Origin of the sequence: Taibaiella lutea (genome assembly GCF_008629695.1) — a bacterium.
In the GTDB taxonomy this organism is placed as follows: Bacteria; Bacteroidota; Bacteroidia; order Chitinophagales; family Chitinophagaceae; genus Taibaiella; species Taibaiella lutea.
The window spans coordinates 555,855-572,004 of record NZ_VWSH01000004.1 but is presented as its reverse complement, the minus strand read 5'-3'; the positions used below and the strand labels follow the sequence as shown (position 1 = coordinate 572,004).

The window sequence follows — 16,150 nt, the reverse complement described above, 5'->3', positions numbered from 1 at the left end:
TGCACTAGCATAAGATGGTGGTCGGTGAGTATTTACAAAACGTTTCGCAGCGTACATAACAGAATAGGCCGCAGGCCTGTACTAACATTAGAAAGAATTTTGAGAAGTACCTTTGCACAAGCGGAACTGTATGAAAAAAATAAAAATTTACTTACGCTGGTGCAGGCCTGTGGCCTGTTCTGACACATCACCAGAGTAACTCCATCTTCACTAAACCTTTCACTCCGGCATAATCGGAAGCACTCGAGTATTTCCAGTGAAAAGATTCCAAAACAAAACCTGCCTTTACCGGGTTGTCATGAATATAATTTACTTTCTGTTCAATGACTTCAACACTCCAAAGTTCAATTGGCTTATTGTGATGTTGCCAAAACTGAAACTTACTAACGCTACTGTTTTTTTCCGCTGCACGTTGCATCATCCATAATATCCATTCTCTTCTGCTTTCTGTAATATTTTGTTGTATCGCTTTTGCCAGTTGTTTTGAGGTAAACTCTTTGAACCTACCTAAAACCTGACTCGGATTATTCTCTTTTGCCCTGAAAATTAAATGTACATGGCTTGGCATGATACACCAACAAAATATTTCCATTCCCAAATGGTCATTACAATAATTCAGGCTATCTGTAACAATGCAAAAATACGCTTCCCTTACAAAAACATCCATCCAATTGACAGTAGCAAAACTGACAAAATAAAGACCTTCCGGATTTAAGAACTTATATTTTCTACTCATGATAAATCAAAAGTTAAATCTACCATTTTATACATAAAAACACGACAGCCATTTATTTGAAATGACTGTCGTATGTTTTAGAACAGGCTTGAACCAGCATAAGGGACGCTGCGAGGACAAACAAATGTTGTGTATATAAGAACAGGCCGCAGGCCTGCACCAGCATTAGGAATGTTGTTGGTGAAAACACCAACAACGGCGGAACGCTATTCCTCCTTCAACCTTCCGATAACAGCTTTGCTTAAACCGGTAAACTCCATTATCAGTTCCACATCAATACCTTTTTTCTTCATCTGACGGGCAATTTCTTTTTTGCCCTTTTCTTCACCACGTTGTTCTCCTTTTTCTCTCGCCGCCTTTTCGTAGCGTCTTTTGATTTCGTAGGCGGGCACATATTTAAGGCTTTGCTGTAGTTCCTTCAGCAAGCCGCTGTCCATAAAGCTGTAATAATCTTCCTCGCTGATGATGAGGTGATCCATTAGCGGCACGTGCATTATCCGGCCCACTTGTATTAGTTGGTCGGTAACGTCTTTGTCGCGTTCGCTGGGTGTAAGTTCACCGCTGGGGTGGTTGTGCACCAGAATAACTTTAACTGCTCTTTTCTGCAAGGGAATGCTAAACACTTCCATCGGTTCAATGAGAGTTTTGTTGATGGTACCCAAACTTACGAGTTCAATGTTCAGTATGCGGTAAGCATTGTCAAGGCTTACGGTCCACAGATGCTCGCGGTTGCGGTCTATCCGGCTTTCTCGCACCAATACACGCTGCATAATGCCGTAAAGGTCGTCAGCACACAAAACTTCTACTTTTTCCTCTTTTTTTAAACGTATGTTCATTGCACATTCACTATATACGGCATAAATGTAAGGTTTTCCGCTCATTCTTGTTTAAGCGTTTCGCAACGTCCCCTGCGGGAGACGATGCGGGGACAAGAGTGTGGTTGGTGAGACACCAACCACGGCGGTAGTGTTTATGTAAACGTTTCCCCTTCTATCCCTATCGGGCTTTTACAGCTTCCTCAACTTTATATCTTTGCAATGCCGGCAATCTGTTTTACGCTGAACCAGATAAAATTACTTTTTACAATGATGATTTTCGACAATAACAAGGCATCATTGTTTGGACTTATATGCATGAAGTAGCCTGTAACAGCTCCCATATTGTTTCTCTCTTCTATCATAGGTGCGTGTTTTAATTTTTTGCATTCTTCTATCGTAATATTCAATAATCTGGCAAGTCCTTTAATTGACGGTTGCTTCACGGGTATATACATATCAATTTCGATGCATTTAATATAACTCCTTTATTACTCGTGGAAAATTTTCTTTCCGGAGTTGATTCTTTTAAGAATTCCAATTTCTGTAGCTGCCTTTTAACGATTTTCAATATTGAAAGTTTGAAGTTCAAACACAAAGACTTGTTATAATAATCAGTGTTGTAGAGGCTTTGGTAATTTTTAGTTATCGCTTATATTTTTTCAAACGCGAATAACAGAGCACTATTTCAAGTTTCAATATATATAACATCTTATAGAGCCTGAAGCCTCCTGAAACCACACTGTTAATGGCAGGCCAATTAATAGGGAGCATAGGTAATGTATAAGAATTGCCAATTAAATAGCCGATATCCATATCAGATACTGGGCTTATTACATCCACCTTCGCACCTCATTATAAATGACTGATAGGAACAACATGAGAAAAATTATGACGGGTAAGATTAGCGGGGCGAGGGTTATGCTCTTTTTATTAACTATGTTGTCATGCGGCAGACATGCTATGGCACATAAGGTGCAGATGTTTACATCGTCGGGCTGTATCACAATCGGACAGACGGTGTCAATCGATGCAATTATAACGGATGCGCCGGCATCTACTTATTACAACTGGCAATTCAAAGGCACTAATGGTAACTGGGTTTGCTTTACCAACGGGAGTAATGCTATTAATGGGCAACAATTTACTGTTTCAGGCGCTTCAGCGGCTGGTCCTGCTAACAATGCACCTCAATTAAATATCCTGAATGCAAGTGCAGTGCTGGATAATTTGTCCATACGCTGCCTGATGCGCGAAAACGCAAGTCCTTGCGGCGCCCCTTCAGGTACGGTATACGGAGGAGATGATCTTAATACAGGTGAAGTGAAAACACTGAGATTACGTTTAGCAGCAGATCCTGCTAATTGCAGTATTTCCTGCACTTCCAATTTGCTAAATAATACAGATGGTTACTATGGCGGGTTAGAGGCTGTTACTTATGTTTCTCCCAATTCCTTTACAGACCATAACTTCTCAACAGGGGCCGGTGCATCCGACTTCAATGTAAATATGAGCGGTACCGGTTCTTTTAAAGTAATGAATAATCCTTTTGCGGCTTATGCTGCTTTTGCAAAATTTGCGCCGCATTCCGGCAATTACCAAATGGTGGTGAAAGGCAATACAGATGCTGCATCCAAAGCCTGGTACAAAACGATTACGGTAATACCCGGTCAGACATATTCATTTTCTGTATGGGCTGCAAAAGTAGATAATACAGCTCCCAAGATTCAGCTGAAAGCAAATGGCGTGGAAATTGCTACAGCATTATTGCCATCTGCCAATGGTACCTGGCAACAGTTGAATGGAACATATGCCGTGCCTCCGGGTGTTACTTCCGTAACCTTTGCCATCCTTGATAAAAATGCCGCAACAACTGCGCACAATTATGTTCTGGATGATATCTGTCTTGTAAAAACAAACGAAGGTGTTACAATAGGAGACAGGGTTTGGTTTGATGTAAACAAAAACGGAGCGCAGGATGCAGGTGAGCCGGGAGTGAATGCCGTGACAGTAAAACTTTACTATGATGGTAATGGCGATAACAATGCTGATTCCGTAAATCCTGTACAAACAGCAATAACCAACAGTACGGGTGCGTATAGTTTTACGCATGTTATTGCAGGCAAATACTTTGTTCAGTTTACACTTCCTGCAGGATATACCGGTTTCACGACGCAAGATGCAACAGGTGTCCCCATAGGTCAGAACTCTGCCGTAAATGTTACGACCGGTAAGACGGGTACTCATAATTTTGTTTCCGACTTCCTGACCAAAGATGCGGGCCTTGTTAAGGACCTTACTATTTCCGGTAAAGCTTTTATGGATGTAAACGGCCTTACTGACAATGCGGTAAACGGTACTTTAATTTCTGCAGCATCGGGTACAGCTTTATATGCCAATCTTTTTAAGGGTACTTCTTTTGTCAGCTCTGCTGCTGTAGTGAATGGTTTATATACATTCGACAGCCTTGCCGGTAATTCTCCTTATACAATTGCAATATCAACTGTACAGGCAACTTCAGCAAGTACAGCCCTTTCCGTATTGCCTGCAGGATGGCTGAATACCGGAGAAAACACAGGCACATCAAATGCAAATGACGGCTTGCCGAATGGGTTACTGGTTGTCAGTATTGCAGAAACAAATGTTGCAAATGCCAATTTTGGTATGCAGCAACGGCCACATGCGGGCAGCGTAACAAATCCGGCACAAGTAAATCCGGGCACAGCAGTAAGTATAACAATACCGGCATCTTCTTTTGCAAGTTCAGATGTCAGCCCCGGTATTGTTTCAACATTAAAGTTAATAACGTTTCCTTCAGATGCTAACAGCATAACGGTTGGAACAAATACATACTATGCGAGTGCAACGGGTATCCCGTCTGTGTGCCCTACGGCAACATGCGCTGTTTTCCCCGTAACAACAGGTATAGCTATTGCTGCACCCAATGGTGTGCCTTCAGGCGTTATTAAAATAGATCCTGTTAATGGTGCTGTTACAGTTCCTTTGCGTTTTGTTTCCATTGATAACGGGAATGCACAATCGACGGATACCGGCACGGTTAATATTCCGTTTGTTGTTCCTGATCTTACGCCAAATATAACAGCATCGCCGAATGTATTGCATGGCGCTACTACATTCAACGTCACTGTGGCTGTTTCAGAAATTAATAATGTTGCAACACAGGGTCTGGTTACGGTTTATATTCCCAAAGACAGCAGGGTCACTTTTACATTCAATCAGAATTTAAATACAATAGGATCATCACCGGCAACGCCTTTAAACAATAGCATCTGGACATATAACGGAACGAATAGTTTCTATCACATTTTCACAACGAATAATGTAATTGCAGCGAACAATTTCTCTACGTTCGGGTTTGTAGCTACGTTCAATCCGGGAAGCACAAAAGGAAAGTATCCGATGACAGCTACTATAACATCCGGTAGCGGAAAAGAGAATAATACCACCAACAACAGCGATTCGGAAATACTTAGTTATTTCTCCAACTAAAATAAACCTAAACATCAATAATTATAACGAAGAATATGAAGAAGATTTTAATGATTCCCGTAATAGCCATTTTGCCGCTGGCATCTTTCGCCCAGAATTGGAACCCTTGGGTAAACAGCGCCAATGTAAGCCCGGCTCCGCTATTACCTGTTGAACTGAATGGAACAGGCACATTGTCATTTAATATAGGCAACTCAGGAAGTGATGACCTGACCGCAGGCGGAACTGCCAACAATCAAACCAAACTTGTGATTTCTTTATCTAACGGTGTTCCTGATAATGTTAATCCTCTGTCTGCCGTAAGCGGAACAATGGCATCCAGATTTTCGTGGGTTTACAATGCTCCCCTGAATACATTTACTGCAACGCAAATACAAACCATCAGCGGGCTTGATGCAGGTACTATTATAATTGCATATAAAGTAACACAGAATTCTACATCGGGCGCTTTGTCAAACGGATTTAACGTAAACCTTACTGCACCTGCATACGCAAGTGTAAGTAACAGCCAGCCTGATGATAACACGAATGCTTTTACCTATACAACGTTGTCAGTAGGCGGTTCTGTATTGAATGATGCCAACGGCCAAAGGGACAGCCTGATTAACGGTGCCGGCATGAATCCGGGAGGTCTGATTGCAGTGTTGGTTAACAGTTCTGGTATAACCCTTGCTACGTCTGCTGTTTCTGCTACAGGAGCCTATAATTTCCCTGATATGGAAGCAGGTAACTATAGTGTTCTGATTACTACCACAGCCCCAACCATCGGGGCTGCAGCTCCTGCCATTACGTTACCGTCAAACTGGGTTAATACCGCAGAAGGTAATACAGGTCTGGGCGACGGAAACGCGAATGGAACAACTATCGTTACTTTGGGCGCTACTACAATTACCAATATTAATTTCGGAATAGAACGATTACCAAATTCCAGTCTTGTTTCAACAGGGGCAACTGCACCTGTTCTGAATTCTTTTTTTATACTTAACGGTAGTACTGGAAACCTGCCTGCTCCATCTGGCACAGATGATGAAGACGGCATATTGCAAGCCGGGAAGAAACTGATAATTACCGCATTGCCTTCCAATTCGGTGTTGATCTATAACGATATACCGGTAATACTTAATCAGGTTATTACAAGTTTTGATCCTGATTTATTGAAGTTGCAGGTTACAGCAGCGACAATAATAGCTTCAACTACGAATTTTCAGTTTGCCTATTTTGATGCCGCTGATAAACAAGATCCCACACCTGCTAATTATCTTATTAATTGGGGCAGTCCGTTGGCTATTCACTTGTCAACATTTACGGCAGTTGCAGAAAATAACAGAACAAGGCTTGACTGGACAACCTTGTCTGAAACAGGCAATACAGGTTTCGATATTGAAAGAAGTGCAGATAGCAAACATTGGATAAAGATTGGTTTTATTTCTTCTCTGGCTGAAAATGGCAATAGCAATCAAAAGCTGCAATATGTCGCTTATGATGAAGAGCCGATCCCGGGCGTAGATGTTTATCGCCTGAAACAAACAGACCAGGACGGTACTGTTTCATACAGTGATGTACGTTTGGTCAATTTTGAAGATGCAACCGGTACTATAGCTGTTTATCCCAATCCAACAACCGATGTGGTAAACATCAGAACAAATGATTGGAATAATATTTCAAATGTCAGCATTTCCGATGCAAACGGAAGAATGTTGTTGCAGGTAAATGATGCAACCAAAGAAATTCATTTGAATGGCTTTGCTAAGGGAACCTATTTGATTCAGGTTGTTAAGAAAGACGGAACAGCAGCAAATTTTAAAATAATTAAAAATTAAGAAGAGATTCCTGAAGATATTACCAGGTTGAAATACTAATTCATTTCAACCTGGTAATATTATTAAACAGCAATCTTTACAGCAATTAAATTTAAAAAGTCAAAAATGAAAAAAGCAATTTTAATAATAATCTTATTCTTTTACTTTCTGAAGGTATCAGGAGAAGCAGGCAAACATAAAATGGTTCACCTTATTTCGCCGGAGACAACAGGGATAAAGGGTAATACATTTATATTGGAATATCAGGTGTTTGAAAGCCATGATAAATCAACAACAGAAACGGATACGGTGCGTCATCCTGGTGATTATATATATTTCTCGGCAGAAGGAAAAGCTTACATGAACTATAAGGGTAAACCCGATTCCATCGATTATTTTTTTCCGGATAGAAAGTCGGTAAGCTTTGGAGATACGCCATTTAAAATAATCATCCTTGATAATGGTTTCTTTAAATTATATCAGGATGAAACAGAAGCTAATGGCGACTACAACAAGGTCACCTATTTATTGAAAAAGAAATAGCCTTTGCAGATTGTCTATGCATGAGGTTTTCTAAGTATAAAAACGATGTCATCAATTGAACGAATAATTTTAGGTGCCCCGATACAAAATATTTATCAGGAGTGGATATTCAGGAAAAAGCTATTTGAAGTGCTTAGGGAAGGATTGATCGTACCACGAGCTGATATGAATTTTCAGGGTTTTATTACAAAGTATTTGAATTTATATGCTAATAAAAATATGTTGCCTGCATTGCTTAAGGACTCAATTGACGATTACAGGCATGCGTACAGATTAGGCAGGCTTAGTAATATGGATAAGTATATAAAGTCATTCTTCTAAAGGCATGGTATATTTTGTTAGCCCCCAAAGTGCTCTTGAAACCCGGTTGCCTTTGAGGTATATGAATGTATGTTCTATTTATGTTGCGCACTCATGAAAAAAATCAAATCGCCTCCCTTTATAATATCGCTGTGTTTTATGTAATGCTCTTTAATTTCCTTTCCATTGAACATTACTTTACTGACATATACATTTTGAGGACTCTTGTTTGTTACTTTAATAACAAAGTTTTTCCCATTATCTAAGTGGATAATGGCCTGATCTACAGATGGGCTACCTAATTCATAGCGATCGGAACCCGGTGTTACAGGATAAAATCCAAGTGCACTGAAGATATACCAGGCGCTCATCTGACCGCAATCATCATTACCTCCAAGCCCATCGGGAGCAGGCTTGTACATCAATGGTAAAATCATCCTGATGCGTTCCTGTGTTTTCCATGGCTTATTGGTCCAGTTATATAAATAGGCAACGTGATGAGAGGGCTCGTTGCCATGCACATAATTGCCGATAATGCCATCCCTGGTTATATCTTCGGTTTCTGCAAAATATTTATCCGGTAAATGCATCGTGAATAATGAATCCAGGTAATTGACGAAACGGTTATTACCGCCCATCAGTTTTATCAATCCTTCAGGATCCTGTGGTACGAAAAGGGTATAGTTCCAGGCGTTACCTTCTATAAAGCCACCGTTGCTGGTACTTAAAGGATCAAATGGAACATGGAAGTCGCCCTCGCTGCTGCGCGGCCTCATAAAACCGGTAGAAGCATCGTAAACATGTTTGTAATTCTGCGAACGTTTTATAAATTCCTCGTAAATATCTTTTTTGCCAAGTTTTGCTGCCAGTTGTGCAATAGCCCAATCGTCATAAGCATATTCCAAAGTGCCGGAAACGGATGTTCCGCTGCTGGTATCCGGTATAAATCCCAGATCTATATAAGTGCCTATATTTTCATAATCTCTTTTCCGGGCGGTTGCAACACAGGCTTCCAATGCTCTTGCCGCATCAAACTGATTGCTTCCTTTTACAGCAGCATCGGCTAATACAGCAACAGCATGATAGCCACTCATACACCAGTTTTCGTTTGCTGAATTGGACCATACGGGCAGCATGTGTTCGGGGCTCTGATCGTAATGCGCCAACATAGATTTTATCATATCCGCGTTCCGATCCGGCTGTATGATAGTAAACAAAGGATGAAGGGCGCGGTAAGTATCCCATAATGAGAAAGTGGTGTAATTGGTAAACCCGGAAGCTTTATGGATATTCTGATCCAGGCCTTTGTAAAGGCTATCCACGTCCATATAAAGCGTGGGGTTAATCATGGCATGATACATTGCCGTATAAAAATTCTGCTTCAGTTCATCATTTCCCTGAATGGCTATTTTGCTTAGTTCTTTTTCCCATAATTGTTGTCCTTGTGCTTTTACTTTGTCAAAATTCCAATCTGCGACTTCGGAAACAAGATTGTGCAAAGCTCCGTCCATGCTTACGGGAGAAAGAGCGAACTTTATTTTAACCTGCTCTCTTTCTGTTGTTTTAAAATCGAAATGTGCCCTGATCTGGCTGCCCGAAATTTCAGGAAAATTATTTGTCTGATCGAATTTGTGCCAGAAGCCACGATAGACTTCTTTTGGTGCATAGCTTTTAAAACCGTGTCTGTAAAAAGGCTTTGAAAATATCATAGCAAAATAAAGAGTGCGATTGCGCGCCCATCCGTTTGTTTGCCTGTAGCCCATTACCAAAGTATCATTCACCACTCTCAGATAAGTCCATACATTTTTGCCGGAATAATTATAGATGCCGGACATAAGGTCGAGTATGATATGAGCGTCGTCGGATTCAGGAAAGGTATATTGATGAAAGCCAACCCTGGCGGTCGTGGTAAGTTCTGCAGTAATATTATTTTTGGCCAGTCTTACCTTGTAATAGTTTGCTTCGCTGTATTCTTCATCATGAGAAAAAGGAGACCTGTAGCCGCTTGAAGGATCATCTGCGGTGCCGGGATTGAGCTGTAGTTTCCCCACGGAAGGCATTATCAGGAAATCTCCCAAATCAGAATGGCCGGTGCCGCTGAAATGCGTATGGCTAAAGCCAACAATGGTTTTGTCGTCGTATTGGTAACCCGCGCAGTATTTATAAACATCCGGATTATACTTTCCATTCCGTTCATAACTTATTGTATCGGTTTCCGGGCTGAGCTGTACCATGCCAAACGGCACTGTTGCACCGGGATATGTATGACCCATTCGTTGGGTACCAATCATGGTTTTTACAAAAGGTACTAATTGGTATTTACTGCTGTTTTGCGCGTAAACGGCAACAGTCGTACATGTCAGGATGAAAGTAAATATTCTTTTCATAGCGAAAGTATAACCGGTTACTTAAAATGGTTCCGGAGCCGTGACAAAATACGCTATCTCAAGAAACAATTGTACAAAAATGAAATCAATTTATGGGCTTCTGAACTGCTAAATGCCCAATGTATTCATCAATTCCCTGGCTGCGGCTGCTCCGGCACGATTGGCCCCGATGGTGGATGCAGAGGGGCCATAACCCGGCAGGTGGATACGGGGTTCTTTGGCAACCATAGTTGCCAGCCTGCCTGCCATAAGAATGCCGCCATTCTCTTCTCTGGGTAAAACGGGCTTTAAATGTTCCAGAGCGCCTTTGAAACCGGTATTCCACAAAATGACATCTGCTTTTTCTTCTTTTCCATCTTCCCATTTCACTCCGCTTCGGGTTATCTCGCTGAACATGGGAAAGCGCTTTAGCACGCCTCTTTCTTTCATGTCGATAACTTCGGGCGAGAGGGGTAATCCGGTAACAGAAACCACAGATAAAGGCGGTAGTCCCTGCCTTACTCTTTCTTCTACCATTGCCACGGCCTTGTGCCCTGCATCTTCATCAAAAGGTCCTTCTCTGAATTGGGGCGGACGGCGGGTAACCCAGGTGGTGGTGGTTACTTTTGAAATCTGATCCAGCAATTGAATGGCGGAAATGCCGCCTCCGACAACGATGACATGTTTGCCTTTAAAGTAATCTGCTGTTTTGAAATCTTTGGTATGCAGCTGTTCGCCTTCAAAAAGACGGGCACCGGGATATTCAGGGATGTAAGGATTTTCCCAGGTGCCGGTAGCGTTGATGATGCCTGATGCTGAAAATAAGGTTTTGGATGAATCGATGTAAAACCGCTCATCATGCAGATAGACGGTTTCGACTTTTAGTGGCCGGTACACCCGGAAGTCAAATTTCTTTTCATACAAATCATAATAGTGAGGCACAGCAATACTGGCTTGAACGTTTGTGTCAGTGGTACTAATGGTTTCTTCAAAAGACATGCCGGGCAAATCATGAATTCTATTGACGGTACTTAGCGTAAGCGATGGCCACCTGTATTGCCATGCACCGCCGGGGGCGGGCGCTTCGTCCAGAATGATAAAGCCCGGACCAATTTCCAGGCCCATTTTTTTTAAATAATAGGCGGCGGACAGTCCTGCCTGCCCGGCGCCTATTACTGCAATTTTAGTTTTGTATCGAATTTTATTTAACATCCATCATCTCTGTTTAGCGCCATCCAAGCCCGGGTGCTACATGTTCCAATATGGCGGAAAGCACGTGTACATTATAATCTACACCCAAGGTATTGGGGATAGTCAGCAGAATAGTATCTGCTTCCTGTATGGCTTCGTCTTGCGCCAATTCTTCTATGAGCTTATCCGGTTCTGCGGCATAGCTCCGGCCAAAAATGGCTCGTCTGTCTGCTTCCAGAGTACCTACCTGATCTTTGCTATCTGCCTGTTGCCCGAAATAAAGGCGGTCCTGATCATTTACCAATGCAAAAATGGAACGGCTTACCGAAACTCTGGGCTCCCGCTGATGACCTGCTTCTTTCCAGGCTTGTTTAAACAACCGGATCTGTTCGGCCTGTTGTACATGAAAAGGTTTGCCACTTTCGTCAAATTTCAAGGTAGAGCTTTGCAGGTTCATGCCAATCTTGCCTGCCCATATTGCCGTAGCATCAGAGGCCGATCCCCACCAGATGCGGTCTTGTAAACCGGGGGAGAATGGCTCTAAACGCAACAGTCCGGGAGGGTTGGGAAACATGGGATTGGGGCTCGGCTCGGCAAATCCTTTGCCTTTCAACTGCTCAAAGAACTCCAGTCCTTTTTGACGGCCCATATCGGCGTCTGTTTCTCCCGGCTCCGGTTTGTAACCAAAATGACGCCAGCCGTCGACAACCTGTTCGGGTGAACCCCTGCTGATGCCTAATTGCAGACGGCCGCGGGAAATTAAATCGGCGGCGCCCGCATCTTCTACCATATACAACGGATTTTCGTAACGCATATCAATGACACCTGTACCAATTTCGATTTTGCTGGTTTTGGCACCGATAGCTGCTAATAAGGGGAAGGGGGATGCCAGTTGCCTGGCAAAGTGGTGTACACGGAAATAAGCGCCGTCAATACCCAATTCTTCTGCCGCTACTGCTAAATCAATAGATTGGAGCAAGGTATCGCCTGCCGTTTTTGTACTGTAAGAGGGGTGGTTTGCCCAATGTCCAAACGATAAAAAACCTATTTTCTTCATCTGTATATTTATTGTCCACTTTCGGGGATTTAAAAACCCTCGCCTTTAGGCGAAGACTTTAGTTAAAAAATAGAGTAGGAAAGATTGAATATCTTTACTACTCTTTATATTATTGTTGACCTATCTTGAAATTTTGGTCTTCATCTTCAAGCTCTTGTTCTTCTATATACTTCATAATTACTTCATCTGTAATATTACCAGAACTTGCTACAAAATATCCTCTTGCCCAAAAGTGTCTGCCCCAAAATTGTTTTTGCATCTCTACAAAGCTACTAAGAATTTTCCTTGAACTTTTACCTTTTAAGAACTGAACTATCTTACTGATAGATAGGTGAGGTGGAGCAGAGATAAAGAGATGAACATGGTCTTTTGATACATGACCTTTTATAATCTCTATATCATTAGCTTTACAAATCTCTCTTACTAATTCCCTTACTCTTATAGCTACTTCACCAGTTAACACAGGCTTTCTATACTTAGTAATCCATACAATATGGTATTTCAAATCATAAACTGTGTGGGCACCTTTTCTGTAATGTTGCATAGGTTTTTGTTTTTGGTTTAAGATGTGTATTTTGTGAATAAATCAAATATAAAAATTATGCAAATAGACTTACAGATTCCAATTGAAATTATTGAAAGATATAAAGCTGACTTGTTGTTAAGAGGTACACATGTATCTAATGAAGAGCTTACTCAGGCTATCTTTTACTCTTTAGCTTATAGAATTTCAACTTTAGAAGATGCTGTTAGAAATCTAAACAACAATATCAATAGGATTGTAGAGTCAAGGAATTTATGAGAACTTCTTATCCATAGTATGTAAGAGATATACTATCTTTACTTTCCAGATTAGTATCTTATCAAATAAATAATACTTGTGAACGTGTATATGTCTATCACGCCCCTCATGTATGTTTACTGTTTTCGTAATCATAAATAAAAATTGAATGAAATAAATAAAAACGTAAAATATTATCCATAGTATCGTACTATAGTATTGCTGTCCTAAACTACCACATAAAACAGCATCAAATACAATGTATAGATATGATACACCTTGAAAGGGGTGTAATTGTGTCTTTTGTATTTGAAGCCCGTGGTAGGGCCAGGACAGCAGGAGAATTTCAGTTACACCCTTTCTTATGTCCAAAAACTACCACAAAAATGAATGAAAACGGGAAATCCTTGATGGGATGCTTAACTATTATATTTACTGTTGCTACAGGTTATGTTGCTTGGCAGAAAATACATCCTAATGACTTACTTAGTTTCATAGGGTTTCTGATAATGTGGTTTATCATTGCCTTTCTTGTAAAACATGTAATCTTTATAGTAGTTGGAGCGCTATTAGCTATACTATCTAAGTTGTTAGACAAAAATTAGTGTGGGTCATTGTTGGTACTAAGCATCGCTTGGAGAAAGCTGAATTTATTCAGCTTCTACTAAATCTACCGGCTTGTAGCCGGTAGTTTGTTTAATTTTCTTCGTAATGCGATGAGCTGTTATAAAGACTCATTTTGGGGTAGGGTATATAAGACCCAAATGTAGGCATCTTTATGACTATCGTTTTATACCGGCAGGCATTTGGAGTATAAATAATATTGATAGTTTTTAAATGAACTTACATAACAGAAGTCTTTTTGGGAGAATATCAATTTGTGGGTGTTCTCATTGACGGACGGTATCTATCTCCACAGTGTCAGCAATTTTTTGATGTAATTAAAAATCCCTGTTTCAGAAGAAACAGGGATTAATACTTTGGGGACGATTATTGTGTTTTTCGTTTTTTCGTTTTAAAAGCCATACATGCCACCCGAAACGGAAATCTGCTCGCCTGTAATCCATGCTGCATCACCGGAAGCAAGAAATACGGCGGCTTTCGCAATATCTTCCGGCTGGCCTCTGCGACCAAGCGGGGTATTGGCAATAAACATTTTTTCATAATCGCTGCCGGCAGTAACACCTGCACTGGTTGCACCTTCTGTTTCCGTAGCGCCCGGCAAGATGGAATTGATACGAACGTTCTTTGCACCCAGTTCTTTTGATAAAGAAATTGTGATGGCATCTAATGCCGCTTTAGTTGCAGAATACAACGAGGCAGCCGGGAGCGGATATTTGCTTGCGCCGGAACTGATATTGATGATATTGCCTCCTTTATCGCCAAACAGTTTCAGAGCCGCCTGAATAGTAAGTACCGGCCCCAAAACATTGACGTTGAAATGCTGATGGAAAGCTTCTGCCGATGCCTGTTCGATAGGCAAAAATTGCTGAAAGACTGCGTTGTTTACCAAAATATCCAATGTGCCGAAAGCCTTTTTTGCTTCGTCAAACAGCCTGATTACATCGGCTTCGTTCGATACATCGGCCTGCACCGCTATGGCTGTGCCTCCATTACCTGTTATCTCTCTAACTACTTTATCTGCTCCTTCTTTGCTTGAAGCATAATTCACAACAACCTTTGCGCCTTCTGCCGCAAAATGCTTTGCGATAGATGCGCCTATTCCTTTTGAAGCGCCGGTAACTACTGCTACTTTGTTTTTTAATCTACTCATTTTAAGAATTATTTGATAGCACGGGTTACAAATTTGTGCCAATGTGAGGGTTAATTATTTAGCCAGATAGGTCATGCCACCATCAACGAGAAGTTCGGCGCCAAGCATAAATGCAGCATCATCAGAGGCCAGGAAAACGGCTGCTTTGCCAATGTCAGATGGTTGTCCGATTCTGCCTGTCGGCATTACGCCTGCATAGTGTTTTTTTACAGCTTCAATTTGTTCTGCGGGAACAAACTTGTCAAATGCCGGTGTGTCTGTTGTGCCCGGTGTTATTACATTTGCCCTGATTTTTCTATCTAAAAGATCGCTTGAAAGCCCTTTTGCCAAATAGATAACAGCGGCCTTTGCAGCACCATACAGTGTAAAGGAAGCATATGCCCGATGTGCTGCATTTGAGCCGATAAGAATAACAGAGCCACCGTCATTCATATGAGGCAATGCTTTCTGGACAGTGAAGTAAACACTCTTCAGGTTTAAATCCATCGTTTTGTCATAGTCTGCTTCGCTGATATCTGCCACAGTTCCTATAGTTCCACCACCCGCATTGGCCACAATCACGTCTATCTTGCCAAATTTTTCCGATGTTTCTCTAAACACTCTTTCCAGATCGGCAACATTGGTTACATCTGCATTTATGGCTATAAAATTATCGCCAAGCTGAGCTACAGCACTGTCTAAAGTATCCTGGTTTCTGCCGACAATTGCACCCATTGCACCTTCATTTTTAAATGCTTCGGCAATACCTAATCCGATGCCGCTATTACCGCCTGTAATAACTGCTACTTTATTCTTTAATTTACTCATGAGTTCTTTTTTTAAGATTGAGAGACAAAGGTAGACTGCGCAAGTTATTTTTAGTAACTTTGTGCCGAAAAGTAATGGTAACACAGGTGTAACTAAGTAAACTTATGAGGTGTGAAATAACGGAGTTCCAGCAGGAACAAAAGAAAAGGATGCGATCTGTTCAGGATGCGATGGACGCGCTGAACGGGAAATGGAAGATAGCTATAATCTCTTCTATTTGCTGTTACGGCAAAAGAAGGTTTACTGATATTCTGAATGATGTTGAAGGAGTTTCCAACAGAATGCTGAGCAAAGAATTAAAAGAACTGGAAATAAACCAGCTGATAAAACGAACCGTTTTGAATACGCAACCCATAACGGTTGAATATGAATTGACGGAACACGGCAATACGCTGCAAGCCATCATTACTGAACTTTCAGATTGGGGCATTGTACACCGGAAGAAAATTGTCGGGAAATAATATTTGTTCT

Annotated in this window: 16 protein-coding genes; 7 read left to right on the top strand and 9 right to left on the bottom strand. The window is 41.4% G+C overall.

Annotation, left to right across the window (positions count from 1 at the left end; genetic code table 11):
- Positions 1-187: 187 nt before the first annotated feature.
- The 3 genes from F0919_RS17465 to F0919_RS17455 form a co-directional block, all read right to left on the bottom strand.
- Positions 188-736 carry an REP-associated tyrosine transposase gene (locus F0919_RS17465; RefSeq protein ID WP_150034073.1) on the bottom strand — a complete coding sequence of 183 codons (549 nt, stop codon included), beginning with the start codon at positions 734-736 and terminating at the stop codon, positions 188-190.
- A 206-nt stretch (positions 737-942) separates the two neighbouring features.
- Entirely contained in the window at positions 943-1,572 is a 630-nt protein-coding gene (locus tag F0919_RS17460; protein ID WP_150034072.1) for a JAB domain-containing protein, read from the bottom strand.
- 188 nt (positions 1,573-1,760) lie between these two features.
- Positions 1,761-2,009 (bottom strand): hypothetical protein, encoded by a 249-nt coding sequence (locus F0919_RS17455; RefSeq protein ID WP_150034071.1) that lies wholly within the window; start codon positions 2,007-2,009, stop codon positions 1,761-1,763.
- Between the two features lie 421 nt (positions 2,010-2,430).
- Here F0919_RS17455 and F0919_RS17450 point away from each other — a divergent pair, with 421 nt between their 5' ends.
- The 4 genes from F0919_RS17450 (at position 2,431) to F0919_RS18550 (ending at position 7,724) form a co-directional block, all read left to right on the top strand.
- On the top strand, positions 2,431-5,061 hold the full coding sequence (locus F0919_RS17450) for an SdrD B-like domain-containing protein (RefSeq protein WP_190277423.1): 2,631 nt from the start codon (positions 2,431-2,433) through the stop codon (positions 5,059-5,061).
- Between the two features lie 35 nt (positions 5,062-5,096).
- The gene (locus tag F0919_RS17445; RefSeq protein WP_150034069.1) at positions 5,097-6,881 is read left to right on the top strand and encodes a T9SS type A sorting domain-containing protein; all 1,785 of its coding nucleotides are present in this window, start codon (positions 5,097-5,099) and stop codon (positions 6,879-6,881) included.
- Positions 6,882-6,986: 105 nt separating this feature from the next.
- Entirely contained in the window at positions 6,987-7,403 is a 417-nt protein-coding gene (locus F0919_RS17440) for a hypothetical protein (RefSeq protein WP_150034068.1), read from the top strand.
- Positions 7,404-7,448: 45 nt separating this feature from the next.
- On the top strand, positions 7,449-7,724 hold the full coding sequence (locus F0919_RS18550) for a hypothetical protein (RefSeq protein ID WP_150034067.1): 276 nt from the start codon (positions 7,449-7,451) through the stop codon (positions 7,722-7,724).
- Positions 7,725-7,798: 74 nt separating this feature from the next.
- Here F0919_RS18550 and F0919_RS17430 read toward each other — a convergent pair whose 3' ends face one another.
- The 4 genes from F0919_RS17430 to tnpA form a co-directional block, all read right to left on the bottom strand.
- Positions 7,799-10,090 (bottom strand): GH92 family glycosyl hydrolase, encoded by a 2,292-nt coding sequence (locus tag F0919_RS17430; RefSeq protein ID WP_150034066.1) that lies wholly within the window; start codon positions 10,088-10,090, stop codon positions 7,799-7,801.
- A gap of 108 nt (positions 10,091-10,198) precedes the next feature.
- Complete coding sequence (locus F0919_RS17425) at positions 10,199-11,281, bottom strand: NAD(P)-binding domain-containing protein (protein ID WP_150034065.1); 1,083 nt, start codon at positions 11,279-11,281, stop codon at positions 10,199-10,201.
- A 13-nt stretch (positions 11,282-11,294) separates the two neighbouring features.
- Positions 11,295-12,317, bottom strand: a complete 1,023-nt coding sequence (locus F0919_RS17420; protein WP_150034064.1) for an LLM class flavin-dependent oxidoreductase — start codon at positions 12,315-12,317, stop codon at positions 11,295-11,297.
- Between the two features lie 109 nt (positions 12,318-12,426).
- On the bottom strand, positions 12,427-12,861 hold the full coding sequence (gene tnpA / locus F0919_RS17415; protein ID WP_150034063.1) for an IS200/IS605 family transposase: 435 nt from the start codon (positions 12,859-12,861) through the stop codon (positions 12,427-12,429).
- A 57-nt stretch (positions 12,862-12,918) separates the two neighbouring features.
- Between tnpA and F0919_RS17410 the strand changes: the two genes are divergently transcribed.
- The gene (locus tag F0919_RS17410; protein WP_150034062.1) at positions 12,919-13,119 is read left to right on the top strand and encodes a hypothetical protein; all 201 of its coding nucleotides are present in this window, start codon (positions 12,919-12,921) and stop codon (positions 13,117-13,119) included.
- A 248-nt stretch (positions 13,120-13,367) separates the two neighbouring features.
- The gene (locus F0919_RS17405; protein ID WP_150034061.1) at positions 13,368-13,703 is read left to right on the top strand and encodes a hypothetical protein; all 336 of its coding nucleotides are present in this window, start codon (positions 13,368-13,370) and stop codon (positions 13,701-13,703) included.
- A gap of 410 nt (positions 13,704-14,113) precedes the next feature.
- Here the strand turns inward: F0919_RS17405 and F0919_RS17400 are convergent, their stop codons facing one another.
- Both F0919_RS17400 and F0919_RS17395 read right to left on the bottom strand, forming a co-directional pair.
- Positions 14,114-14,872: an SDR family NAD(P)-dependent oxidoreductase gene (locus F0919_RS17400; RefSeq protein ID WP_150034060.1), complete on the bottom strand. Its 759-nt coding sequence runs from the start codon at positions 14,870-14,872 to the stop codon at positions 14,114-14,116.
- 54 nt (positions 14,873-14,926) lie between these two features.
- Entirely contained in the window at positions 14,927-15,679 is a 753-nt protein-coding gene (locus F0919_RS17395; protein WP_150034059.1) for an SDR family NAD(P)-dependent oxidoreductase, read from the bottom strand.
- 104 nt (positions 15,680-15,783) lie between these two features.
- On the opposite strand from F0919_RS17395, the gene F0919_RS17390 reads away from it, so the two are divergent.
- The gene (locus tag F0919_RS17390; protein WP_150034058.1) at positions 15,784-16,140 is read left to right on the top strand and encodes a winged helix-turn-helix transcriptional regulator; all 357 of its coding nucleotides are present in this window, start codon (positions 15,784-15,786) and stop codon (positions 16,138-16,140) included.
- Positions 16,141-16,150 lie beyond the last annotated feature (10 nt).